Annotated in this window: 28 protein-coding genes; 17 read left to right on the top strand and 11 right to left on the bottom strand. The window is 50.6% G+C overall.

All coding sequences use genetic code 11. The annotated features are described in order from the left end of the window. Window positions 1-74: 74 nt before the first annotated feature. Window positions 75-2027 carry a DUF460 domain-containing protein gene (locus tag A3K92_RS08635; protein ID WP_088885867.1) on the top strand — a complete coding sequence of 651 codons (1953 nt, stop codon included), beginning with the start codon at window positions 75-77 and terminating at the stop codon, window positions 2025-2027. Window positions 2028-2043: 16 nt separating this feature from the next. Here A3K92_RS08635 and A3K92_RS08640 read toward each other — a convergent pair whose 3' ends face one another. Further along, complete coding sequence (locus A3K92_RS08640) at window positions 2044-2721, bottom strand: MBL fold metallo-hydrolase (RefSeq protein WP_394335182.1); 678 nt, start codon at window positions 2719-2721, stop codon at window positions 2044-2046. Window positions 2722-2821: 100 nt separating this feature from the next. Beyond that, entirely contained in the window at window positions 2822-3664 is an 843-nt protein-coding gene (locus A3K92_RS08645; RefSeq protein ID WP_088885869.1) for a DMT family transporter, read from the bottom strand. A 152-nt stretch (window positions 3665-3816) separates the two neighbouring features. Between A3K92_RS08645 and A3K92_RS08650 the strand changes: the two genes are divergently transcribed. Then, window positions 3817-4971, top strand: a complete 1155-nt coding sequence (locus A3K92_RS08650) for a tryptophan--tRNA ligase (RefSeq protein WP_088885870.1) — start codon at window positions 3817-3819, stop codon at window positions 4969-4971. An 8-nt stretch (window positions 4972-4979) separates the two neighbouring features. Here A3K92_RS08650 and A3K92_RS08655 read toward each other — a convergent pair whose 3' ends face one another. Further along, on the bottom strand, window positions 4980-5231 hold the full coding sequence (locus A3K92_RS08655) for a hypothetical protein (protein WP_088885871.1): 252 nt from the start codon (window positions 5229-5231) through the stop codon (window positions 4980-4982). Between the two features lie 116 nt (window positions 5232-5347). Here A3K92_RS08655 and A3K92_RS08660 point away from each other — a divergent pair, with 116 nt between their 5' ends. Beyond that, complete coding sequence (locus A3K92_RS08660) at window positions 5348-6454, top strand: hypothetical protein (protein WP_088885872.1); 1107 nt, start codon at window positions 5348-5350, stop codon at window positions 6452-6454. A 69-nt stretch (window positions 6455-6523) separates the two neighbouring features. Here A3K92_RS08660 and A3K92_RS08665 read toward each other — a convergent pair whose 3' ends face one another. Together A3K92_RS08665 and A3K92_RS08670 are read right to left on the bottom strand one after the other, a co-directional pair. After that, window positions 6524-6736, bottom strand: coding sequence for a hypothetical protein (locus A3K92_RS08665; RefSeq protein ID WP_088885873.1), 213 nt, complete (start codon window positions 6734-6736; stop codon window positions 6524-6526). Between the two features lie 12 nt (window positions 6737-6748). Next, a complete protein-coding gene (locus A3K92_RS08670; protein ID WP_157722451.1) occupies window positions 6749-7006 on the bottom strand; it encodes a hypothetical protein in 258 nt (85 codons plus the stop codon). A 148-nt stretch (window positions 7007-7154) separates the two neighbouring features. Between A3K92_RS08670 and A3K92_RS08675 the strand changes: the two genes are divergently transcribed. Next, window positions 7155-8276 carry a M1 family aminopeptidase gene (locus A3K92_RS08675; protein WP_088885875.1) on the top strand — a complete coding sequence of 374 codons (1122 nt, stop codon included), beginning with the start codon at window positions 7155-7157 and terminating at the stop codon, window positions 8274-8276. Continuing rightward, a complete protein-coding gene (locus A3K92_RS09695) occupies window positions 8273-8404 on the top strand; it encodes a hypothetical protein (RefSeq protein ID WP_257789295.1) in 132 nt (43 codons plus the stop codon). The genes A3K92_RS08675 and A3K92_RS09695 overlap by 4 nt, the downstream gene beginning before the upstream one ends. Here the strand turns inward: A3K92_RS09695 and A3K92_RS08680 are convergent. Beyond that, complete coding sequence (locus tag A3K92_RS08680) at window positions 8401-9396, bottom strand: hypothetical protein (protein ID WP_088885876.1); 996 nt, start codon at window positions 9394-9396, stop codon at window positions 8401-8403. The two genes, A3K92_RS09695 and A3K92_RS08680, sit on opposite strands and share 4 nt — an antisense overlap. 97 nt (window positions 9397-9493) lie before the next feature. Between A3K92_RS08680 and A3K92_RS08685 the strand changes: the two genes are divergently transcribed. The 3 genes from A3K92_RS08685 to A3K92_RS09650 are packed head-to-tail and all read left to right on the top strand — an operon-like array spanning window position 9494 to window position 10561. Next, entirely contained in the window at window positions 9494-10171 is a 678-nt protein-coding gene (locus tag A3K92_RS08685; RefSeq protein WP_088885877.1) for a fumarylacetoacetate hydrolase family protein, read from the top strand. 45 nt (window positions 10172-10216) lie between these two features. After that, window positions 10217-10348: a hypothetical protein gene (locus A3K92_RS09700; RefSeq protein WP_257789296.1), complete on the top strand. Its 132-nt coding sequence runs from the start codon at window positions 10217-10219 to the stop codon at window positions 10346-10348. Between the two features lie 15 nt (window positions 10349-10363). Beyond that, window positions 10364-10561, top strand: coding sequence for a hypothetical protein (locus A3K92_RS09650; protein ID WP_232460869.1), 198 nt, complete (start codon window positions 10364-10366; stop codon window positions 10559-10561). Between the two features lie 2 nt (window positions 10562-10563). Here A3K92_RS09650 and trm14 read toward each other — a convergent pair whose 3' ends face one another. Then, window positions 10564-11661, bottom strand: a complete 1098-nt coding sequence (trm14, locus tag A3K92_RS08695) for a tRNA (guanine(6)-N2)-methyltransferase (protein WP_088885878.1) — start codon at window positions 11659-11661, stop codon at window positions 10564-10566. Window positions 11662-11735: 74 nt separating this feature from the next. On the opposite strand from trm14, the gene A3K92_RS08700 reads away from it, so the two are divergent. Then, the gene (locus A3K92_RS08700; protein WP_088885879.1) at window positions 11736-12887 is read left to right on the top strand and encodes a methyltransferase family protein; all 1152 of its coding nucleotides are present in this window, start codon (window positions 11736-11738) and stop codon (window positions 12885-12887) included. A 2-nt stretch (window positions 12888-12889) separates the two neighbouring features. Here A3K92_RS08700 and A3K92_RS08705 read toward each other — a convergent pair whose 3' ends face one another. Both A3K92_RS08705 and A3K92_RS08710 read right to left on the bottom strand, forming a co-directional pair. Then, window positions 12890-13963 carry a GTPase gene (locus A3K92_RS08705; RefSeq protein WP_088885880.1) on the bottom strand — a complete coding sequence of 358 codons (1074 nt, stop codon included), beginning with the start codon at window positions 13961-13963 and terminating at the stop codon, window positions 12890-12892. After that, on the bottom strand, window positions 13911-14252 hold the full coding sequence (locus A3K92_RS08710) for a TIGR04076 family protein (protein WP_088885881.1): 342 nt from the start codon (window positions 14250-14252) through the stop codon (window positions 13911-13913). Before A3K92_RS08710 ends, A3K92_RS08705 begins: the two co-directional genes overlap by 53 nt. A 91-nt stretch (window positions 14253-14343) precedes the next feature. Between A3K92_RS08710 and A3K92_RS08715 the strand changes: the two genes are divergently transcribed. From A3K92_RS08715 to A3K92_RS08730, 4 genes are read left to right on the top strand one after another with little or no spacing between them, the layout of a single operon-like run. Then, window positions 14344-15648, top strand: coding sequence for a DUF515 domain-containing protein (locus tag A3K92_RS08715; protein ID WP_157722452.1), 1305 nt, complete (start codon window positions 14344-14346; stop codon window positions 15646-15648). A gap of 29 nt (window positions 15649-15677) precedes the next feature. Continuing rightward, entirely contained in the window at window positions 15678-17693 is a 2016-nt protein-coding gene (locus A3K92_RS08720) for a CpaF family protein (RefSeq protein WP_088885883.1), read from the top strand. 14 nt (window positions 17694-17707) lie between these two features. Beyond that, a complete protein-coding gene (locus A3K92_RS08725) occupies window positions 17708-18784 on the top strand; it encodes a type II secretion system F family protein (protein WP_088885884.1) in 1077 nt (358 codons plus the stop codon). Between the two features lie 4 nt (window positions 18785-18788). Further along, a complete protein-coding gene (locus tag A3K92_RS08730; RefSeq protein WP_088885885.1) occupies window positions 18789-19706 on the top strand; it encodes a type II secretion system F family protein in 918 nt (305 codons plus the stop codon). Window positions 19707-19717: 11 nt separating this feature from the next. Here the strand turns inward: A3K92_RS08730 and A3K92_RS08735 are convergent, their stop codons facing one another. After that, the gene (locus A3K92_RS08735; protein WP_088885886.1) at window positions 19718-20188 is read right to left on the bottom strand and encodes an FKBP-type peptidyl-prolyl cis-trans isomerase; all 471 of its coding nucleotides are present in this window, start codon (window positions 20186-20188) and stop codon (window positions 19718-19720) included. A 120-nt stretch (window positions 20189-20308) separates the two neighbouring features. Between A3K92_RS08735 and A3K92_RS08740 the strand changes: the two genes are divergently transcribed. After that, window positions 20309-20581 (top strand): hypothetical protein, encoded by a 273-nt coding sequence (locus A3K92_RS08740; RefSeq protein ID WP_198361940.1) that lies wholly within the window; start codon window positions 20309-20311, stop codon window positions 20579-20581. Here A3K92_RS08740 and A3K92_RS08745 read toward each other — a convergent pair whose 3' ends face one another. Beyond that, window positions 20582-21076 (bottom strand): DUF2118 family protein, encoded by a 495-nt coding sequence (locus A3K92_RS08745; protein WP_088885887.1) that lies wholly within the window; start codon window positions 21074-21076, stop codon window positions 20582-20584. Window positions 21077-21198: 122 nt separating this feature from the next. Between A3K92_RS08745 and A3K92_RS08750 the strand changes: the two genes are divergently transcribed. From A3K92_RS08750 to A3K92_RS08760, 3 genes are read left to right on the top strand one after another with little or no spacing between them, the layout of a single operon-like run. Then, complete coding sequence (locus A3K92_RS08750; RefSeq protein ID WP_198361941.1) at window positions 21199-21993, top strand: DUF4129 domain-containing protein; 795 nt, start codon at window positions 21199-21201, stop codon at window positions 21991-21993. Further along, window positions 21980-22414 carry a hypothetical protein gene (locus tag A3K92_RS08755; RefSeq protein WP_088885889.1) on the top strand — a complete coding sequence of 145 codons (435 nt, stop codon included), beginning with the start codon at window positions 21980-21982 and terminating at the stop codon, window positions 22412-22414. Before A3K92_RS08750 ends, A3K92_RS08755 begins: the two co-directional genes overlap by 14 nt. Further along, a complete protein-coding gene (locus A3K92_RS08760; RefSeq protein WP_088885890.1) occupies window positions 22404-23357 on the top strand; it encodes an AAA family ATPase in 954 nt (317 codons plus the stop codon). Before A3K92_RS08755 ends, A3K92_RS08760 begins: the two co-directional genes overlap by 11 nt. The last annotated feature ends 7 nt before the right edge of the window (window positions 23358-23364 follow it).

Raw genomic sequence — 23364 nt, forward strand, 5'->3', positions numbered from 1 at the left:
CCTAATGAAGGTGGTGCCTCATTCTAATACTCGGACTTGACGTTGTTGGTGAGAACCCAAAGAGGTTCGCCGTCGTGAGCTGGTTCAACGGAAAACTGGAAAGAAAGGGTGAGTTCACACTCTACAGGCTAATCCGCTTCATCCAAAGTAAGAGGCCCGACATCGTTGCAATTGATAGTGTTACCGAGCTCGGCGATGATTTGAGGAAGTTCCTCCGCTCACTACCGCCCGAAACGAAACTCGTCCAGATCACAGGAAAACCCGGGGAGCAGAGAAGCCTTCAGAGCCTGGCCAAAGAATACGGGATAAGAACTGCCGACCGCTTCGACCCCTACGAGGAGGCCAAGCTTTCAGCTTTGCTCGCGAGCAAAGGTGTTGGTTATGAGGTTCTTGCTTTTGAGGACGAGGTCATCATAAAGGTAACCCGCGGAAGAAGCCATGGGAAGGGCGGCTGGAGCCAAGACCGCTACAGGAAAAGGGTTCACAACCTCGTCCGCGACAAGGTGAGAGAAATAGAGGACAGGCTCAGGAAAGCCGATATACCCTTCGATCTTGAAACTGAAGAGAAGGATTACGGCCTGGCGAGGGGGGAGTTCCGCGTTTACGCGAGCAGGGAAGAGCTGGCAGGCCTCGTGAAGCCCATGCACGGCGGGGACGTCGAGGTCAGGATTTATCCAGTGGAGAGAGCCGAGCTCGGCTTTGCACCGCTCAAGGGGGAGGAGGCCATCAGGGAGCGGAGGAGCATTATAGTTGGAATTGATCCTGGGATAACGGTTGGTATAGCGGCCATAGACCTGAACGGGAGGATAATAGCTCTCCACAGCGAGAGGAACATGCCGGTTGGGGAGGTCTTCAGGTTTATCAGTGAGATTGGACACCCGGTTATAGTCGCCACCGATGTTTCTCCCGCTCCCGGCTTCGTCGAGAAGATAGCACGCTCCTTCAAGGCCCAGCTTTTCGTCCCCAGGGAGAGCCTCCGAGTAGAGGAGAAGAACGAGCTTTTGAGGAATCTGGGGATTACCGTCGACGACGACCACCAGAGGGATGCTTTGGCTGCAGCCTACAAGGCCTACCTCCGCCTGAAGCCCAAACTGGAGCACATAGATGCCCGCCTGCGGGAGGTCGGCCTTTCCAAGAAAGCCGACGAGGTTAAGGCCCTCGTTATACAGGGTTACAACCTCGGCGAAGCCATGCAAAAGGTCTCGCTTAGAGAGAGGCCAAAGGTTGAGGAAAAAAGAGAGGAGCAGGTTAGGGAAGTTCCTGACCTCGAACCTTACATCAGGCGCATAAGGGAACTGGAAAGAAAAATCGAGATGCTGGAGAACGAGAACCGCGAGCTCAGAGAAATCATCAAGGAGCAGAGGAAGACGATAGGCAGGCTTGAGAGAAAGCTCGTTGACTACGACGAAGAAGTTAGGAGGAAGGTTCTCAAAGAGAAGGAGCTAGAGGCCAAAGTAAAGCGAATTGAAACTCTAGAGAGACAGCTGAAGGAGGCAAAGGCTCTCATAGAAAGACTCAGCAAAGATCTGGTACAGGTAAAGAGAATGAACGTCATAGAGATCCGCGGTTCGGCGGTTCCGCTCAAGGTTCTCAGGGTTCTCAGCTGGAACGAGCTTGAGAGAATAGAGCGCGAAGTTGGCCTTAGAAGGGGCGACGTGCTCTTTGTAATCAACCCCGCAAGTGCCGGTAAATCCATAGGGGAAGAACTCGTGGAGAGGGGGATAAGGGCGATAATAACCGAGAAGCCCCTTCCCGAACCCGTTAGAGAAGTTCTTAGGGAAGCCCACATCCCGTTCTTTACGAGCGAGGAGCTTGACGTTAAACGTGTTGATGACTTTGCAGTAGTCGAGAGAAAAACCCTCGAGGATGCCATCGAGAAACTGCTCAGGAAGTGGGAAGAAGAGGACCGCGAGAGAGAAGCCAAAAAGTTCCTCAAGCTGATCGAGGAGTACAGAATTGAAAGGGCAAAGGAGCTGGAGAGAAAAGCCCTTGAGGAAATCGAGAGAGAGCGCAGAAGAGAACCGTGAGAAAACCGCTGGACTCTCACACCTCAATCCAGGTGAAGTCCCTTGCGACCTCCCCAATAACCCCTGCCTCTCTCACTCTCTTCTCCAGAACCTCGTGGGTGTAGTTGCTGTGGCTTATGTGGGCGAAGACAGTGTAGCCAGCTCCGACTTTCTTGGCAAGTTCAATTGCATCTTTAACCCCAAGGTGCGTCCTCGGTATTGATTCCCTGTGCGTCATCTCAGCTATTAGCAGGTCAGCTCCTTCCATCGCTTTGATTGCCTCATTATCATCCAGTATCTCCGGCCCTGTGTCGCCCGTTACCGCTATCCTCTTCCCCTTCAGCTCGGAGACGAAGCCGCCGGAGTTTTCTATCGAGCGGTGAACCGTCCTGAAGTGGAAAACTCTCATCCCATCAAGCTCAACCCATTCGTTGAACGGAATCTCGTGGTAGCGCCACACCCTGTTATCGGGGGAAGCTCCACCGAGGAAGAGGGAAGCCAAATGCTTTGCCGTTTCAACGCCCTGTCCATGGGAATACACATCGAGCTCCCCGAAGACCTGAAGCTCCGGGAAGCCCGCTATGTGGTCGAAGTGGGCATGCGTTATAAAGACCCTCTCGACTTTCCTGTTGAGCCTCTCGAGGTGGTAGTGTAAGTCTGGACTTGGATCAACGAGGGTCTTCTCAAAATAAAGTGAGAACCTCGTTCTCCTCAGGGCAGGGTTTGTTCTCGCCCTTGAGCAGTTCTCGCAGTTGCAGAACGGTTTCGGAGTCCCGCTGTAGGAGCCGGAGCCGAGGACTACCAGCTTCATCCCCTCACCTCCTCCCGCTCTTCTCAAGGGCCACTAAAAGGGTTCCGGCTATTATGAGGGCAAGCCCAACCACGTGATAAACCGTGACCCTCTCACCTAGGAGGGCCATCGAGGCTACGACCGAGAGGACCGGCGAAGGGGTAAGAATTGCCGTGGCCTTCGAGAGGTTTATCCTCGCTATCGAGTAATACCAGAGGGACTGGGTTAGGGCTATTATCACGCCCTCCGCTAAGGCCAGCGGCGTGAAGGCGAAGCCGGTCTTTAGGGCTGGGATAAGGAGCAAAAGTCCCCCGAAGGTGTTCCTCAGCGTCGCTATCGTCAGGGGGGAATAAGCGGTTCTCTTCGCTATCGCGTGGCCTATCTGCCAGAAGAGTGGAGTTAGGAGGAGTAGGACGTCGCCTTCCCTGATGGCCATTCCCTTCCCGCCTGTGACGACGAGGAAAACGCCGGAAACGAGAGCAAGGGCAGAGAAAGCACCCTTGGCTGTTATCTTTTCCCTCAGGAAGAGCCACCCGATGAGGAAGGAGTAGAAGACCTCGAAACGGGTCAGTATTGCGGAGTTTATGGCCGTACTGAGCCTCGTTCCGTAGGTGAAGAGAGAATAAGCCACGGCAGTCGCGAATAGGCCCGTCAAAAAGGTCTTTTTAATCTCACCCGGCTTTTCAAGGATTTCCCCGGCCTTTCCCGTTGCGAGCAGTGCCGCCCAAAGGATGAAGGACGCGAAGAGCGACGCCGTTGAAACAAAGGCAAATGGATTAACCGGACTGGCCTTTATGACTATTGGTTCCATTCCCAAGAGGACTAAGACCACGAAAGCCAGCAGCGTTCCAACAGTTTCCTCCTTCATCGCGATCCCCTCATGATTCTCCAAAAACTTTAAATTTGCTTCCCCCATTTTCACCCCATGCGCGGTGGTCGCTTTTGGCCCTGGTGAAGTTTGCCCCTTTCTGACCGCCCTATTCTGGAGTTTTCTTTCCACTGGAAACGGAGGTGCTCTGAATGGACGACTTTAAGGTTACTCCCTGGGACGTTGAAGGTGTGGTGGACTACAACAAGCTGATAGAGCAGTTCGGGACGAGCCCGCTCACCGACGAGCTGATCCAGAAGACGGCCGAGCTGACGAAGAGCGAACTCCCGATATTCTTCAGGAGGAGATTCTTCTTCTCCCACAGGGACTACGACAAGGTTTTGGAGGACTACGAGAGCGGGAAGGGCTTCTTCCTATACACGGGCAGAGGCCCGAGCGGGCCAATGCACATAGGCCACATAATACCGTTCTACGCAACCAAGTGGCTCCAGGAGAAGTTCGACGTCAACCTCTACATCCAGATAACTGACGACGAGAAGTTCCTCTTCAAGGAGAAGCTGAGCTTTGACGATACAAAGTACTGGGCGTATCAGAACATCCTCGACATAATAGCTGTAGGCTTCGACCCCGACAAGACGTTCATCTTCCAGAACAGCGAGTTCACTAAGATCTACGAGATGGCCCTGCCGATAGCGAAGAAGATAAACTTCTCGATGGCCAAAGCGGTTTTCGGCTTCAACGAACAGAGCAAGATTGGAATGATCTTCTATCCAGCCATACAGGCGGCGCCGACCTTCTTCGAGAAGAAGCGCTGTCTGATTCCTGCGGCTATTGATCAGGATCCATACTGGAGGCTCCAGAGAGACTTCGCAGAAAGCTTGGGCTACTACAAGACCGCGGCAATCCACTCCAAGTTCGTGCCCGGCCTAACCAGCCTCGGCGGCAAGATGAGTGCGAGCAAGCCAGAAACTGCCGTCTACCTCACCGACGACCCGGAGGAAGCTGGCAAGAAGATATGGAAGTTCGCCCTGACCGGTGGAAGGGCCACCGCCAAAGAGCAGCGCGAGAAGGGCGGAGAGCCCGAGAAGTGCGTCGTCTTCAAGTGGTTCGAAATATTCTTCGAGCCTGACGACGAGAAGCTCATGGAGCGCTATCGTGCCTGTAAGGCCGGCGAACTGCTCTGTGGCCAGTGCAAGCGCGAGCTGATCGAGCGCGTCCAGAAGTTCCTCAAGGAGCACCAGGAGAGGAGAAAGAAGGCCGAGAAGCAGGTCGAGAAGTTCAAGTACACCGGCGAACTCGCGAGGGAGCAGTGGGATAAGGCGATACCAGAGCCTCTAAAGAAATAAAGGAAAAGTCAGAACCAGTTTCCCATATCAAAGATCTCGTCTGCATCTATCCCTTCTTCTCCTGCGGACGTAATTAGTTCAAGAACAAAATCTTCAAATCTTTTTTCTTGTTCTTCGTCTTTTGAGTTCCTAGCGGCGGCGCTCATGGCTCTGCTCTTGAACCCTTCGTCGGCAGAGACTGCCCTCCCGCTATCGACGGCGCTCTGTATCCTCCTTGCTGCGTCCCAGGTCATGGGCTTGGAACTACTTTTCTTTTCCATCTGAAGTCACCCCCTTCAGGTTTTCAGCTAAATATCGGCATTTTACTTTATAAGTTAGTATTCTCAAAAGAAAATGCTTTTTTGTGAATATTCTGAGAGGTACTTGGGAACAGTTTATGGGGCGGCCAGCGAAGAGTGATAAGTTTGAAGTTGCCGAGAAGATAATAGAACTGGCAGAAAGCGGAGATGAGCTCACCATATACAATATTTACAGTAAACTTAGGAGAAAATATGGTTTCAACGTGCGACAGGAGTCTGTTCGAAGAATTCTGAATGAATTCGTACGCTTGAAAATTCTGGCGGAGTATCCAGAGGATAGAGTTTCTTCTCAGGCAGGCAGGAGAAAAAAGCCGTATAAACTTTTATGGGATACTGAAAAAGCTCGAGCGATTATCCAGTGCTGGAAGGAGTTTCACTCTTTACGTGGGAAACTTAATGCTCTGAAATCCCTGGTCGATTCCAAAGAGCAGGAGTTTGAGTTTTCAGAGCTCACTTATAAGTTCTGCCCTTATCTCGTTCTTCTCGGTATTGACTGGATTGAAGGAATTACAGGCTTCTTGGGAAAGTTTGATTGGAGGACTTTCCTAGATTACGCAATTCCCCTATATGGGGCTGTGTTCTCACTGAAGTATGACCAAGAGCTTAGGGTACTAAATGAGGAGTATCCTGGCGGAGAATTTTTCATCGCACTTGAGGGTAATTCATGTGACTTCTTTGAGAAGGCTCGATGGGTGGAATACGTGGCTCGCAGGAAGGCTAAAATGGAGATAGAAAACAAGCTTTTAGAGACTTTTTACAAGGGAAATGAATTCAAATGTGCCAGTATTCACTATGGCGATGATGGCGTTCCAAAGCTTTCGAATTATATCCTGGGCGTTAGGTACTTCGTCCAAGATTCTCGGCTTGTTGTCTTTGATCTGTCCCCAAATCCATTTTTGACAAAAGACGACGATGAAAAGGTCGCTACTGCTTTTGAGACACTGGTTCAAGAGCTTCCTAAAAAACACCCTGAAGTGGAGTTTATTCAAGTTAGGTCTGTTTCATCAGCTATGGGTGAGCTCCTAAAGTCTATGGGATTTGAAGAGTGCTGTAAGTTCTATCTCTCCACCAGAACGGAGAAAGTTGGCGATGCTTCTCGTTTCATTGTTGAATTCTCGAAAAATCAGCCACTTGCAAGTGAAAGGGAATGGGCGATAAGAGTCTTTGAGAAACCGGTAAAGTGACTGTCTTTAATTCCATTTTATTCCTCGGTCGTTTCTTTATCAGAGTTGTGAAGAGATTGGATCAGATTTTTAATCATCTCTCAAAACCCTTTTATACTTCAGTGGGTTTAACTTTTCCTGAGGGATGCGAATGAGAAAGGGCCCTCTGGCGTTCCTTCTTGTCCTTGTGGTTCTCGTGAGCGGCTGCCTGAGGGGCTCAAACACCTCAACAAGCACAACTTCCACGACGGGTTCAAGTTCCCAATCTATGACCACCACGACGCACTCATCGAGCTCAACCACGACACCACCGCACTATGAAAATTCCCGCTGAAGTTCCTGTATCCAGAATCTCCAAAGGTCGTAAACTGGAGCTACGAAGAAGCTTACCGGTTTTTTGAGGAGAACTACACCCGCGTCCCCTATTCCCAGTACGGCAACATAACGGTGAACTACTCCTACGGCGTCTTCCACGGGAGGTACGAGTTCGTCCTCACTAACTTCACGTCGGGGACGCTGTACCTGGCCCGCCCTAACGACGCCCAAGAACCCCATAACTCTGAACATAACCATTGAAGGCGTCCCGCTAAACCTCTCAAGAGTTGACCGCTACCGCCTCATTCTCCCGGACGGGGAAGGGGTCGGCATCGATTTCTACTCAGTCAACGTTTCCACAAACCTCACGACGCTGAGGGGCGTCGCCGAGTACGAACTCCGCTATTTGGAAAACGAGAGGCACATATTCTTCCTAACAAGCAGAGACATCGGATTCGGAACCGACTTTTCCTGGTGGGAGTTCGCCTCTAGGAACGTGAGCATAAGGGTGGTCCCGGAGTTCCCCAAGGACACGGTCTTCGTGCTCTTCTACGGGGGCATAATCCGCTCAGGCATGGAGGTTACCTACTCTGATAATTCCTATCCCCACGGTGGCTTCACCCTCTACCTCCAAAATATGGAATGGAAGGGCTTTGAGTGGGGTGGAATAAACTTCACGGTCTACTTCACCCCCGATATCTACAGCGATGAGGGCTTTGAGTTGATTAAGGAGGAGCTCATCTTCGCGATGGACCTCTACAGGAACATGATCGGTATCCTCCCCACAACGAAGTTCGACGCGATGTTCTATCCGGATTTCAGCCAGGCCATGGCCAAACGCCTCGGCACTAAGGCATTCGCGTTGAACTTCGGGCATGTCATAATCATCAACTGTCCAGCCGACATGGAGGACTCCGCAACCAACTACGCCTCCTTTATATTCCACGAGGTTGCCCATGAGTGGGCCGGTCCATATATCTCCCTAGACCTTGACGTTCACAGGCTGGTCGAGCCGCTGGCAACCTTCATGCAGATGGAGGCCTATGGTAAGTGGGAACCGGACGGCTACCTCCGCTGGCTGAACGACAAAGAGTACACGACCCTCAGGTACGGAAATATGAGAACCTTCTACGAGTCCTTGGGTCCCACAGACAAATACACCGTCTACGTTCTCTACTACAGGGGAGCCTTCACCCTGCGCTCCCTGAGGTTCGTCCTCGGCGAGGAGAACTTCTCGAAGGTGTTCAGGGGAATCTTTGAGAAGTTCCACACCACCCAGTGCAAGAACATCACGATGTTCGAAGATACCATCGAAGAGCTCAGCGGGAAAGACCTCGACTGGTTCTTCAGCGAATGGTTCAACTCGACGCTCTACCCGGACTACAACGTGACTGACCTAAGCCTAACTAGGGGAGCGGACGGCTATATCCTCACCTTCACCGTAACCGACGCCAGCAACTTCACGATGCCCGTCCCGGTAAGGGTCTACTCGAGGACGGGAGCTTCAGAGACTACAGGGTCTGGGTGAACGGCACCGCCAGGGTGAGCATTGAACTGCCCGAAAAACCCGTAAAAATCGTCATTGATCCAAACGAGGTTATGGCCAACGTAAACAGGGAGTTCGAGGTGAACGGGATAAAGGTAAAGGTCAATTAAGGAGCAAGCCCCCATCCACCCGCTGTGGTTTCCTTTTCTTCACCTATCTTCCGTTCTTCGAATTCAACTTCAACCTTGAAAACATCCGTCTCAACAACGTCCCTACCCAAGGGTATATCTAGAACAGCCTTGAGCTCAAAGGTTCCGTGTCCCATGATAACGGGCCCGCTCCACAGCTTTCCGAGTATCGAGCGGGGCGTAACCGAGCCATAGTGTGTGAAGAGCACAGTTTTCTCCTCGGGGAGAGTTGAAAAGCTGAAGTCAAAGCTGCCTCCTTCGGCGACTTTTTTCCATATATCACCCGAGCCGACTTCTATTCTAACTTTTCTTGCCTTCGAAAGCTCTGCCCAGACGTTACCGCGCAGGAACTTCCCATCTCCCCTAAAGCTCACCTGAGCCATGTCGTCTCCTCTGCTCAGGCTGAGCTGTCCTTCTCCTTCAACAACTCCTTTATCTGTCAGGACGAGTATAAGGGAACCGTCGTACCTGCCGCCCCTGATCCTCAACGCAGGAGCTTCAATGATCCCAGTGCCGTCCGGACGGAGCTCAACGCGGAAGGGGCCCTCCGGAAGTGGAGCTTCCAGGCCGCGTCCCCGCTCTTCAGCCCTAAAGCTCCTTCTCGTTCGGTACCTCCTACTGGTCGTGGTTCCAGAGCTCGTTGTGGTATGCCCGTACGTCCAGTAGCCCTCGAGGAAGACCCTGCCCAACTCGTATTCAACTTCCTCAGGAAAAGCCACCGAAGTTTCAGTTAGAGAAGCCTCATTGAACAGGGACGAGGCCTTCTTTCCACCACCAAGGACTCTCACGCCCATCCCAAATATCGCTCCCAGAATCAGCAGAGGGACCAGGATAAAGGGAAGGAGGAACCATGAGGACACGAAAGATGATGCCAAGCTGAGTATCGAAAGGGACGTTATTATGAAAACGATTGTGAAGAATGCTCCAGCAACCATAACACCCGTTGGATTCTCCTTAACGAGCACCTTTTTCATGAGGACCACCGTACTAAGATGGGCATAGAGCTTATTACCTTTTCCCATCGTAGGGAAAAGCTTTAACCCCGCACCTCTGAAACCCCGTGGTGATACCATGGTCAGACTTCCATTCCGAGATACCTATTACGAGCTCCGCCCGAGCAAGATAGTGGCTCTCGCTAAAAACTACGCCGAGCACGCTAAGGAGATGGAGAGCGATGTCCCGGAAAGACCGGTCTTCTTCCTGAAACCTCCAAGCTCGCTGATAGGCCCTGGAGAGCCGATAATTCTTCCAAGGATGAGCAAAAGGGTTGACCACGAGGTCGAGCTGGCGGTGATAATCGGAAAGCGCGCGAAGCGCGTTCCAGCGGAAAAGGCGATGGACTACGTTTTAGGTTACACCATAATGCTCGACATCACCGCCAGAGACCTTCAGGCAGAGGCGAAGAAAAAGGGCCTCCCCTGGACGATTTCCAAGGGCTTCGACACCTTCGCCCCGGTCGGGCCGAGGGTTGTTGACAGGCGCGAGTTGAACATTGACGACCTCGAAATCGGCCTTAAGGTGAACGGCCAGCTGAGACAGCTCGGGAGGACGAGTCAAATGGTCTTCAAGGTTCCGGAGCTGATTGAGTACCTAAGCTCCGTCATGACGCTCGAGCCCGGCGATATCATAGCCACCGGAACTCCCGCCGGAGTCGGCCCGCTGAGGCACGGTGATAAGGTTGAGGCCTGGATAGAGGGCATAGGAAGGGTCGAGTTCGACGTTTTAGCAGAGGACTCGATACTGTGCTGAGAAACTTTTTTAAGTTCTCTTTCTTTAACTCTACTAGGTGGTACCATGAGGGGACGCTTCGCGGTGTTTCTGACCCTAATGCTTATCGGCACAGTGGTAACCGCTGGATGCATCGAGGGCGGCAACTTCGTCTACTCCAAGGGAAAGAGCCTCTCCCCTGGAGACTCGCTCACCTAAGTCTTCAGCGGGCCTGTGAACCTGACGGTCAAGGTGAGTTCGAACGTTCCCGTTGAGGTTAAGATAGTTGGAGACAAGGACGTCCTAAGGGATTTTGGTTGGACAAAGAAGATAGACACCATTGTGGAGCTTCCAAAGGGGAAGTGGAAGGTTGTAATTAAAAATCCAGGGAACGAGAAGGCAACACTCGATATAGAGCTGAAAGGCTCGTGAGGTCACTCTATCACGTACGTGTGCACCATCAGCCCGCCGTGGCCGATTAGGCGGTGGTGTTTAATCTCGAAGCCGTTCTCCTCTATCGCCTTTTCTATTGCCTTCTTTTCGGTCGTTATGAAGACGCCGCGTTTCTCAAGGACTTTGGCGAGTTCACCAAAGAAGTCCATGTAAAGCTTGGGTATCATGCTCTTCCGCCCTATCTTGAGGCCGTAGGGGAGATTGCTCACCGCAAAATCAACCCTATCAACGTACTCGCTAAGCTTTGTTGCGTCTCCGAGAATGAACTCAATCCTATCATAAACGCCAGCGCTTAAGGCGTTCATCTCCGCCCCGAGGAGGTGCTTCCGATACTTCTCAAGGCAGATTATCCTTCCGGAATAGCCCCTCAGGGCGAGCTCTATTGGAATGGTCCCAGAACCGCAGAAGGGGTCAATAAATGAGCCACCATCGGGTTCCGCCAGCTCTATGAGAGCGTTAGCTATGCTGGCCTTGAGGTGGGCTGGGTGGTCGTAAACGCGCCAGGGCCTCTTGTGGAGGGATGAATCGCCGGTCGTGTCAATCCCGAGGAAAAAGGTTTCACCAATAAGTTCAGCCCGGAAGATTACAGAGGGATGGTCGAGGTTCACCTTAGGCTTTCCGAAGCGCTCCAAACGCTCGAATATGACCTTTCCAACGGTTTTCGCTATATCAACGCTCGTTATTTTATGCTCGCCCTTCCTAAAGCTCCTGACGGCGAAGCTTTCGCTCACCTTTACGAAGCGCTCCACAGGAAGGGAGGCCACGAAACCCTCTATTCTCCTCAGGGCCTTTTCAGGCTCATCCTCGCCAATTCCCTCAAACCCCTCACTCGCCATCTCGACTATGACCCTGTGGAGGAGCCTTGAGCGCTCGTTGAGATACGTGGCAACGCTTAGCTCCCTCTTCCGGCCCTTCTCATCGGTGTAGAAGGCCTCGCCAACCTCTGCTAAAACACGACCTTCAACGCCGAGGGGTTTTTCCTCCACTCGAAACGGAACTCCAAGTTTCGAGAGCAGGCTCTCAACCTCTGCCCTCGCCAGGTCTTCGATCCCCTGGGAGGTAGTTAATAAAAGCCTCATGATTGGCGCTTTTTGGCATCTCTTAATAAGGCTTTGGGCTAAGCCTTAAATATTCCAAAGGGCTAACTGCTTTCATGGAGGGCTCCTGGCGCTTCAGGAGGCTCGTCTTCTTGGTCTTCTCGACAATCCCGGTTATCTCTGCGCTAGCCCATTATCCAGCCATAACGGGCACGGTCGGAGAGCTTATGCGCTTTACCGGTTTGGCAATCATGCTCATCTCCGGCGGGATGGCCGTCTACATCCACTCGCTCTTTCCCAAAAAGCACGACAGACCTGAGAACTTTGAAAAGCTCCTCAAGGACGGTCCCTACCGCTTCGTTAGGCACCCCTTCTATTCGGCCTTCATGTTCCTCGGCTTTGGGATTGCCCTCTTCTTTGCCAGCGTTCCAGGAATGGTTGTCTCGCTCCTCATGGTTCCCCTCTGGGGGAGGCTTGCCGAAATGGAGGAGAGGGAACTCTTAGAATACTGGGGCGAGGAGTACGCGAAGCTTATTGAGACGAGGGGCAGGTTTTTGCCAAGGGCTGAGTCCTGCCCCGGTAGAGTTCTTCTTGTTCTCTCGATTTTCCTCCTCGACTATTTTACTCTCTATGGCCTCAAGGCGCTTTTCGTTGATAGTTACACGGTTGAATTCTTCATCCGCGTTGCCATTCTCTTAACCATGACCCTCGGCTTTGCCCTTCTCATCTCAAAATCCCTGGGGGTAAGGGCTGAATTCGGCTTCAGAAGGGACGAAATCTGGAGGAGTTTCTTACTTGCCTCGGCCCTCTCACTGCCCAGCCCGCTCCTCCAGCTTCAAGCGGGGAGCTTTCACGGCTTTCACGTTCAAACATCCGTTGCCTTGATATTCCTCGCCTACCTGCTCTTCGCTATCTACACTTTCTCCGTTTTCGTTGCCTTCCCAATCGAGGTTTTAGCTCCGTGCGGAAGGCTCTGGCTGATTGTTCCGCCGCTCTTTCTCTTCGTTTACGACAACTACTACTTCAACGCGGGGAAGATGCCTCCACTCGGCGACCTCATCCTGTTCGTCCTCCTGTACCCAGTCGTTTACAAGAAGACGAGAAATGTTGCCGGGATTATTCTGGCTTACCTTTTCATCGCCGAATGGGACCCCTGGTGGGCCTTCGGGAGCTCTTACGGATGGGATGCCTTTAAACTCGCCGGGCTGATTAGGGTTGGCATTTCTCTGCTCTCCATCCCTCTGGCGGTTAAGTTCTGGAGGAGGTGACTTCACTCCATCACCGCTATTACTCCCTTCCACTTCTTCCCAAAGCACTCGCTGGCCAAAGCGTGCTTTCCAGTTAGTTCTTCAAGGAACTTAACGGCCGAGTCACACTTCTTGAAGCCCGTCGCGATGCCAACCGTTATCCCCTCGATTTCCCTTACTCCGGCGCGCTTCTGGTTGTCCAGCTTATCCCGAAGTTCATCCCCATACTTCCACAGGATTCTCCTCGGGTCGAGGAGCAGGTCTTTCTCAACTCCCTCAAGCACGTCCTCGAAGTCCCAGACGAAGTCTCTTTCCTTCTCCTCCTCGCTCGCGAAGAGGGTGAAGCGACCTGTCTGCCACTCGCGGAGGAGCCATCTAGCCGTCTCCTCAAGGTCGACCTCGCCACCGGTCTTTATCATTCCGCGTTTCTCGCCAATCCTTCTAAGTACTTCCTCCTCGTTCTCAAACTCCTCGATGCCAAACTTTTCGGTTATCGCTTCCTTTCTCGTCTCAAGGATGCGCGAGATAAGCTTTAGGGCTGGCTTAACTGGTTCCTCTATCTTGTCCGCTGGAAAACCACCCTTTATTACGAGCTCGTCGAAGTCGTCTATCGGAACGACGCCGGGGCTGTCGAGAAGCCATATCCTCTTGCTCAGCCTTATGAGCTGTTTTCCCTTTGTGTAGCCCGGTATCGGTGCCGTTCCCACGGCTCTTTTCCCCTTGAGGGTGTTGATTATCGTGCTCTTTCCAACGTTGGGGTAGCCTATGAGGGCCACCTTAACTCTCTCCTTATCATCCAGCAGGGGCTTTGCGAGCTTTTTTATTTCCTTCCTCAGGATTCCAGTCCCTTTTCTTTCCCTCGCGCTTATGAAGACAACAGGAATCTCACTCCTCCTCTTGTACTCTTCCGCCCACTCCTTCGGCACTAAATCGGCCTTGTTCATGACTATAAGGAGAGGTTTTCCGCTCTCCTGGATTAGTCTTTCCAGCTTTCTGTTGCGAGTTCCTATTGGGTCCCTGGCGTCAACTACCTCAACGATAAGGTCAGCCTCGTCTATTACTTCCCTCACCACTCGCCACGCTTTCCTCTGCTTCATCCTTAATCACCGTTATCTCGAATATTACCGTCCCGCCGTCCGTGTAGGGTGGCCCCGGATCGAGGCACTGGACGTAGGCTTTGTCCCCTCTGCCGAGGCCTAGCTCGCTCGGTTTAATACCCTTTCGGAGGGCCACGATGTAAGGCAACAGCGAGGCGAATGCATGGGTGCATATCGCGTCCGTTTCATCAAGCTTCACCCTCGGCCCTTCAATAACGATTCGGTCGCCAAGATGAAAAACCGGGCATTTTCCTCGAATTTTCACTACACGAGCCTCAAGCCTTTCCACAGGCCACACCGAAACCTAAATAAGGTTTGAAGTTCAAAAGACCAACTGACTTAAGGAAAAGGTGGGTATAACTCTCACGGTGGTGTTCAAAGTGGCCGAGGATATAGAAAGTAAGATTAGACGCCTGAGAGAACTGGGAAAGGCCGCCACAGAACCCGAAACCCCCCCGACAGCCAGACCTAAACCCGAATCCAGGTTCAGAATTCCGAGAAGGAGAATAGGGAGTATAAGGGAAAGAGAGAGAAGGAGAAGGATAATCATTGGTGCATCAATCATTGTAGTGCTCATCCTGATTGCATCGTTTGGTGTTTACACGTGGTATTCCAATAAAAAAGCCTCCGAGCTTGAAAAAGCAAAACAGGAAAAACTACAGCTTCTAGACCAGACGTTTAAACCCTTATTAGACAAAGGATACGGAACGGAAACGTACTCCCAGCTGAGGGCAAAGATACTCCAGGCCAAGTCAAAGGAGGAACTGAACGAGATAGATATAAACACCGCTTACGCACAGGTTCTCCAGAAATATGAGGCTGATCAGCAGAGACAGAAACAGCTGGAGTTCCAGAAAGAGCTAAACCAGACAAAAGAGAGAAAAATACAGGAGATAAACATCCTCTTCCAGCCGCTTCTGGAGCAGAGCGTGTCAACTCCCGTTAGAGGAAAAATCCTCGACGCAAGGAACAGTTTGATCAATCAGGTGAAGAAAGCCAACTCCATTGAGGAAGTTAACGGAACCAACCCAATTCCGATAGTGGTTTCCCTCTGGCATGAAGTGTACAAGGACAGGATAAACAGGATGCCCGGAAGTTACGTCATCTTTGAATACAACGGCACTGCAAGGATGCTCACTAAAACAGAGGCAAAGGAATTCATAACATCGATAATGGACCTGAATGAACTTTTGAAGTACAGGGTAAGAAAAGTGGAGTTCGTAAGGTTAGCCCTTCTCGTTCCGAGGGAGAGAGCAAATGGAGGATTCCTTAAGAAAGGAGCAAAGGTAAGAATATACACCGAGGAAGGAACGGTAGCAGACATGGGTTACATCGAAGAGATACTTATTCCAGCAACAGCTGGAGTCATTAACCTTAACGAGAACATGGAGAGTGTATCCGGAAACGTCTCGGACTACTCCCGGTATTACTACTCCATAGACCTCGTACAGCTTCTGAGGGCTCTTGCTGCCAACGAGGCTGACAATCCAGACGAACTCATAGCAAAGCTCAAAGACTACGGAATAAAGCTGACGAGCCTGGAGGAAGAAACTCAGCTTCAGTCTATCCCATATGGGGTTCCATACCTGGTAATCGTAAAAGTTCCAGACATATACGTTCCAAAGATCATCTATGCCACACAGCACCAGTACAACTCCCTGACAATAGGGGAGGTACTCGGGTGAGAGGGTAAGACCAGAACTGGGTGAGATTCGTGGGAGAGGAAAAAAAGAAGAAGGAAAACTCCAGCTCCTGGATAGACGAGATACTTAGAGGGAAAAGCGATCCCCTAGCAAATGTCTTCGAAAAGGAGAAAGAGAGCAAACAGACAGAAGAGATTCCTCTGCTATCAACGTCGTCCTCACCATTAGAGGAAATACTCGGCGGCAGAAGTGAAGAACCCCCCAAGAAGGCAAAGGATGAGGAAAAGAAAAAAATCTCTTCTGGAGCAGATATTATTTCAGCATTACTTGGAGGGAATGCAGAAGAAAAAACAATAACCTCTCTCCAAGAAGAAAAAACAGAAAAAGAAACGAAAAAAGAAACACCACCAAAGCCATCCGGCGTTGACATGCTCGGGGCGATCTTGGGTGGAGGAAGCTCAAGCCAGACAAAACCCCAAACACCAAAAAGAACAGCACCTCCGTTGCCGCTCCCCAAACCCAGAGCATCTCCGGGCCTCCAAGCTATAATTGGGGAGACCAGGTCTGAGGAGATATCCTATGACAGAAAGGCTCAAATTCTGGATGCTTACGGTAACGTAAGAATTTTGAAGATAAAGGAGGAACCGGTCCCAATTTACGAACTTCGCCTTCCAAAACTTTCCAGAGAGGAAGAAGAACTCCTCGGGAGAGTCAGAGAAAGGGCAATAACTGAAATTCAGGTAGATCCCAGCATGATACCAAATTACGAGGAGAGGCGCAGGATATTCATGAGAGAAGTCAAAAGAATGCTGAAGGAAGCGGCGCCAAATCTATCGGAAGGAAGAATAGAGGTTATGGCCGAGCTGATAGTCCAGAATATGCTCGGATATGGCCTTCTGGATCCTCTCGTGAGGGACGACAACCTCGAGGAAATAATGGTCATAGGAACCAACAAGCCAGTCTACGTTTGGCACAGGCGCTTCTACATGTGCAAGACCAACATAGTGTTCAAAGATGAGAGGGATATACTAAATATCATAGAGAGAATAGCCAGAGAAGTCGGGAGAAGGATTGACCAGCAGAGTCCTCTCCTCGACGCCCGCTTACCCGATGGAAGCCGTGTTAACGCCACAATACCCCCCATAAGCCTTGATGGACCCACAATAACAATCCGTAAGTTCAAAAAGGACCCCCTGACGATAATAGACCTGATAAAGTACGGTACTCTGAACAGTGAGGTTGCTGCCTTTCTATGGCTCTTGGTTGATGGCCTTGGAGTAAAACCCGCGAACATTCTAGTGGCGGGAGGAACAGGTTCCGGAAAAACGACAACGCTCAACGCACTGGCAATGTTCATACCACCAAGTGAGCGTGTTATCAGCATAGAGGACACCGCAGAACTCCAGCTTCCAGTGGAACACTGGGTTCGCCTCGAAACCAGACCGCCAAACCTCGAAGGAAAGGGAGAAGTAACTATGGATGATCTAGTGAGGAACACCCTGCGTATGCGTCCGGATAGAATTATAGTCGGTGAGGTTCGCGGTCCCGAAGCGAGAACAATGTTTACAGCCATGAACACGGGACACGATGGTTGTATGGGAACCATACACGCCAACAGCGCCAGGGAGACAATAGTCAGGCTTGAGAGCCCGCCGATGAACGTCCCAAGAATAATGATCCCGGCTCTCGACATTATACTGATGCAGGTCCGCTTCCACAGCAGGAAAAAGGGAACCGTAAGGAGGGTAACTGAGATAGCAGAGGTTTCAGGAATAGAAGGAGATAACATACAGCTCAACAAGCTCTACAAGTATGACCCGGCAAGAGATGAACTATTGCCTACAGAGGTTCCGAGCAGAGTAATGAACGAACTGTCCCGGCACACCGGGATGAGCATAAGCGAGCTGGAACTGGAACGAGAGAAGAGAAAGATAATCCTGGAATGGATGATAGAAAAGGGAATCAGGAGCATCGAAGAAGTCGGCCACTACATCAAGATGTTCTACATTGACGAGGAAGCCTTGCTTGAAAAAATTGAGAGGGAAAGCTCCTCCGAACTCCAGGAGCAGATTCGGGCCCTAAAGTGAGTTGGTGATGAGCAATGGGGATTATCGAATCGTTCCTCAACTTCCTTGAAAGACTGGGCGCAACCACTATAGAAGTGACAGAGAGGCCCATTAGGCGAATACCCAAGACAGGAACCATTCAGGAGAGACTGAAAATTCTCAGAGAACTCCAAAAGGAAATAGAGGAGAGTCTAGAGAGTAAACAGGAAAAGGAAATAGAAAACATAATTGAACTGAGAAAGGAAGAGCTCAAAACTCCCTTTGGGGAAAGGCTTGCTGAGGCCTTTCTGAACAGGTTTAAAGGTCCGATTCAGTCGATCACTCAGTCGATAAAAGGCCTCGACTACGACCTTTACAGGGCCAACATAAGGATGTCCAAGGAGAAGTACGTTGCCCTCATGATAATAACTTCGATAATGGTTGGGGTATCCTCCTTTGCATTTGCCCTGCTCATTGAGATGGATCTTTTCACATCGGCGCTTATATCCCTCCTAGGATTCATAGGTGGCTTTCTCTACATGAGAAACTACCCGAAGATAGTGTGGAGAAGAAGAGTAGCAGAGGTCGAGAAAGCACTCCCCTACGTTCTCAGACACATAGCATCCCTACTGAGTGCGGGCGTTGGTATTGCCGAAGCCCTCGTTTCGGTGGCAAAAGCCGACTACGGACCCGCATCCGAGGAGTTTGAGCTCATAGTTAGGGACATGAGGGCAGGAGCATCGTTTGAAGATGCCTTGGAGAAGTTCGAGGAGAAGATGGGATCGGAGAACGTAAGCAGAGTAGTGAAGCAGATACTCAGGGCCATAAAGTTTGGTGGAAACCTGGCGGAGATCCTCTACAAGATGGCCGAGGATTTCGCCTTCGAGTACAGGATGAAGCTGGTGGAGTACGTCCAGAAGGTCAACGGTATAGCGTTTATATACATGTTCATGACGATAGTGATGCCGACGATGTTCGTGGTAGCTGTTCTGGCGGGATCAGCTTTCAGCGCCGCAGGCGGTGGTGGTGGAACGGCTATTTCTCCCGGAGCACTGGCAGTTCTTCTGCTGTTCGCCTTCCCTATGCTCTCCCTGATAATAGTTATGATGATAAAGCGCAGTGAGCCGAGGTGATAGAATGCCAAGAGCACCAAAGGCAGGTAGCATTGGGGTTACCCTAACGAGGATCCTAGAGCGTACTCTACCAGCCAAATGGCTGAAAAGGTACGAAATCTTCGTTTATTCGGCGGGAATAGAGTTCCTAGCAATTGAATACCTGCTCATTTCTATTCTGCTGGGCGTGATTGCAGGAGCCGCGGCAATAATTCTCATCCCTCCAATCTACGCAGTGCTAATCACAGTAGTGATCTTCGCGGGCATGGCCTTTCTGTACCCCTACTGGAGGATAGCAAAAAGAACGGAGGAAATGGAGAAAAACCTTCCCGATGCATTCTTCTATCTCGCAAGCTCATTGAGAGCAGGTATCTCTTTCTCGGAGGCGCTGGAGGATCTCACAACTGCCAAATTTGGTGCTCTTACTGAAGAGTTTAAGAGGGTGGTAAACGAGATAAAGAGAGGTAGATCCACCGTTGAAGCACTCCGGGTTATGGCACTCCGCAACAAGAAGTCTCCAGTTATATACCGCTCGCTCATGATAATAATTGAGGCCCTAGAGAGAGGTGCCCCGATGAGTGATGTCTTGGTTTACGTTGCCAATGACGTCAGGGAGATACTCAGGATAAGGCAGGAGAGAAAGGCCTCAACCGGAATGCAGATGATGTTCTTTATAATAACGAGCGGATTCATAGGGCCAGCAATACTTGGAATAGTGGGGAAGCTTATGTACGAGATGATCCAGGGAGAGGCGGCTGCCCAAATACCAACAATGATAAACATCCTTCTGGGTTTTGTTGTAATACAGGGTATTGTGTCAGGGCTAGGAATTGGCGTTATAAGGGAAGGAGAGTTCTCAGCGGGTCTGAAGTACGGGATAATGCTGGCAGTTATGGGAGCCCTAGTCTTTCAGGGAATGAAGTTTGTGAACATAAGCTTCTAAAGAAAAAAGAGTCAAGAGCTCTCTTTTTTCTTTATCTCCACCACCTCAAGCTCAAAAACAACTTTCTTGCCTGCTAGAGGATGGTTGAAATCCAGTATCACCGCATCATCCCTGACCTCAACGATCCTGGCCATGCCGGCATCGGTCATGACGTACATGCCCTCAACGGGCTCAAGACCCGCCGCAGTGAATTGTTCGACCGGAACGGGGACGATAAGTTCCTCTTTCGGCATGCCATAGCCCTTCTCGGGCGGCACAACAACTTCCTTCTTCTCTCCGACTTCCATACCAATCAAAGCTTCCTCAACGCCGGGGATGAGTTCACCGGCGCCAACTGTGACCCCCAAGGGGCCGTATTCCCTCTCCTCAACGAGGATACCGTTCTCCTCAGCAACATCGCGGTAGCTGGTATCAAAAACCTCGCCGTTTTCGTATCTCCCAATATAGTTGAACAGAACGTAGTCTCCAACTTCAACCTTCATCTTCTTCAGCTCCAAAACCTTTGATAGGTGTATCCGAGATCCCTTATAAACTTTTGGGCATTGTGGAACACACTTGAGAACCGGAAAAGGTTGATACACGATAAAAAGCAAGTAGAAACGATGATACGCACGGTTATTTCTCTGAGATGCTTCGCAAAGAGTACAAGAAAACTTGGGAACACTGACGTTGAGATAGTTGAGGTCTCGATTGAGAATGAAAAATTCATAGCGATGTTCCAGAGCAGCCCGCTGAAAAACAACTTGTACAAATGGTCCCTTATAATAACAAGCCCCAACAATACCAGGACGTTAAAGGGAATGGACGATGAAAAGGGAATAAATCTGGCCATAAAGTCCAGCATAGAGGCTATGATAAAAGGAATAAAGGGCTGATCACTCCTCGGGAAGGAGGTAATAAACGTAGTGAGGCCTGTTAGTTATTTCGTCGATGAAAACTACCGTGCCAGGCTTTGGTGGTTTTAGGTAGTGGACTTCCCCTTTTCTTGTCGTCACCGCGGCAAAGGCGTCTCCGGTTCTTACTCTGTTGCCGACGTTAGCTATCAATGTCTTTGTGAACCCCTCCACCGGAAGAAGCATGAGTTTATCGCCCTTCTTGAGGTATATCCTCGTTCTTCCGTCGGGGAGAACTATGATGGCATCAACAATCATTTTCTGCTCCAGCCGATCAACATAGAGGTAAAAACGGTCATAGACTTCTTTTCTCAGGAATTTAGAGATCTCAACGTTGATGAAATCCGGAATCGAATCCCCCTCTTTCAGCCACACTTCAACGTTCCCCATCAGGATTACGCACTCGGTTTTCAGCTTTCCGTTTTCAATGCATGAATCCGGGGAGTCCTCAACGTAGAGTTTTGGCAGTTTTTCCATTTCCTCTCACCAATTCAGGGGGAGTTAAAAAATTTTATAAAATTGTCCCCCGATAACACACGGGACAAGGAATGAAAAACAGGCACCACCTGTTAATAACGTTCACAGTTATTCTAATCCTAATGGCCGCCATGTCCAGCTATGAAATAGAAGACAGGCCCCTTTCGAAAAGCGGTGCAAACTCTTACATTGGCATAGCAATCGTCTCAGCGGCGGCCGTTGGGGCCATAGTAATTACCCTTGTTCTCCTAGGCTGGAGAGACCCCTTTGACAGGCTAAGGTACGAAAGTGGTCCTTTCTTCTCCTACATGGCGCTCTTCCTGGCAGTTTTTCTCTTCGCCCTGCTGTTCCAGATGAAAGGGGGTCTCAAATACACAGTGAACCCAACCAATAATTCGACCATGATCAAGAACTCAACTCTTCACTCTGTGCCAATTCTGGGCTCGGCCAACGCAACTGGAATAAAGAGCAGTACCAATCCATCTCCTATAGGATTGGACGCTCTTTTTCTTGCTTCTGTGGCTGGCCTAACGGCAACTTTTGGAGTTTTCGCAGCCAAATACTACAAAGTGCTTGGTATTAAGAGGAAAAGAAAGGAAATGGCCAGAAAAGCAAAGGAATTCGACGAGAAGCTAGATCATTTTGGGCTGGAACTCTTTGACAATCCGAGGGAAGCGGTGATTGGAATCTACAAAAACGCAGTTCTATGGCTAAACTCCCTGGGGATACCATACTTGGAGAGCTGGACGCACTGGGAGCACGCCGAACACGTGAGGCTGATGCGCGAGACCTTTACTGCACTAACGAGGCTGTTCGAAAAAGCCGAATACGCTCCTGAGAGGATTACATGGGACGACGCCAAAAAAGCCCTAGAGCTTTATCTGAGTATGAGGAGGGGGCTGAATGAGCTCAGCTAAACTCGTCCCAATATTAACAGCCGCGACATTGGGGGTACTGATTATCGAAGGAAAGTACTTCCTCCGCTGGCTGACAGTTATCACCTTCGGAATCACGCTCGCAATAATTCTCTTTGGGGCCGAGCTCGGCCTGCCCGCCGTTGAGATACGGAAAAAAGAGAACAGACCAAATAGAAGGGACGAAGTAAAGGCCCTCTCGAGGATAATAAGGCAGGCTAGGAAGGGGAAAACCGCGCGAGAGATAATAGTGGAAAGGATAATAGAGATATACGCAAGCGCCTCCGAAGACTACAGCAGTACTTATTCCCGTCTTCGCTCCAGTCCGAACGAGGCCATAAAAAAGCTCAGAATGGAGGGAGATTTTGTCAAAAATCTTGAAGAAGCCCTAAAGATAGTGGAGGCTGAGATAAATGAAGATTGAAGACATCGCAGTTAAAGGAAATGCCGTGTTGGAAGAGGTCAAAAAGGTAATTGTGGGGAAAGAGGACGTTCTAAAGCTCGTACTCACGACTATTCTGGCCGACGGGCACATACTCCTTGAAGACCTCCCTGGACTGGCAAAGACTCTCATGGCAAAGAGCTTTGCAAAGGCCCTCGGAGTGGAGTTCAGAAGGGTTCAGTTCACGCCGGATTTGCTGCCAAGCGACATACTTGGCGTAAGCGTCTTCAACCAGAAAACCCTTGAGTTTGAGTTCAGAAAGGGGCCCGTTTTCACGAACATCCTGCTGGCGGATGAGATAAACCGCTCGCCCCCAAAGACCCAGTCGGCGCTACTTGAAGCCATGCAGGAAAGACAGGTAACCATTGAGGGAAAAACTTACCCCCTACCCAAGCCATTCATAGTTGTGGCCACCCAGAACCCAATAGAGCAGGAGGGAACCTACCCACTTCCCGAGGCCCAGCTGGACAGATTCCTAGTCAGATTAAACGTGGGCTATCCGACTAGGGAAGAGGAAAAGGAGATTCTTCGCAGGAGAATAAAGAGAAAGAGAGACGAAGCGGAGGTAAACCCTGTTCTAAACGACAAAGAAGTCGTGGATATGCAAAAAGCCATAGAAGACGTTTACGTCAGCGAGGCCATTCTGGACTACATCACGGCCATAGTTGAAGCCACGAGGAACAGCAAAAGGGAAGTTGAGATAGGCGCCTCACCCAGGGGTAGCCTTGCCCTCCTCAAACTCTCGAGGGCATATGCAGCACTCGAGGGGAGGGACTACGTCATTCCAGATGACGTAAAAGCCGTCGCCGTCCCGGCTTTGAGCCATAGATTAATCCTGAAGAGAGAACTGTGGTACACGAACGTAAGGCCCGAGAACGTGATGAGGAAGATCCTCGAAAAGGTTCCCGTGCCAAAGTTCGAGTGAGGGTCTA

Origin of the sequence: Thermococcus gorgonarius, assembly GCF_002214385.1 — an archaeon.
Classification (GTDB): Archaea; Methanobacteriota_B; Thermococci; order Thermococcales; family Thermococcaceae; genus Thermococcus; species Thermococcus gorgonarius.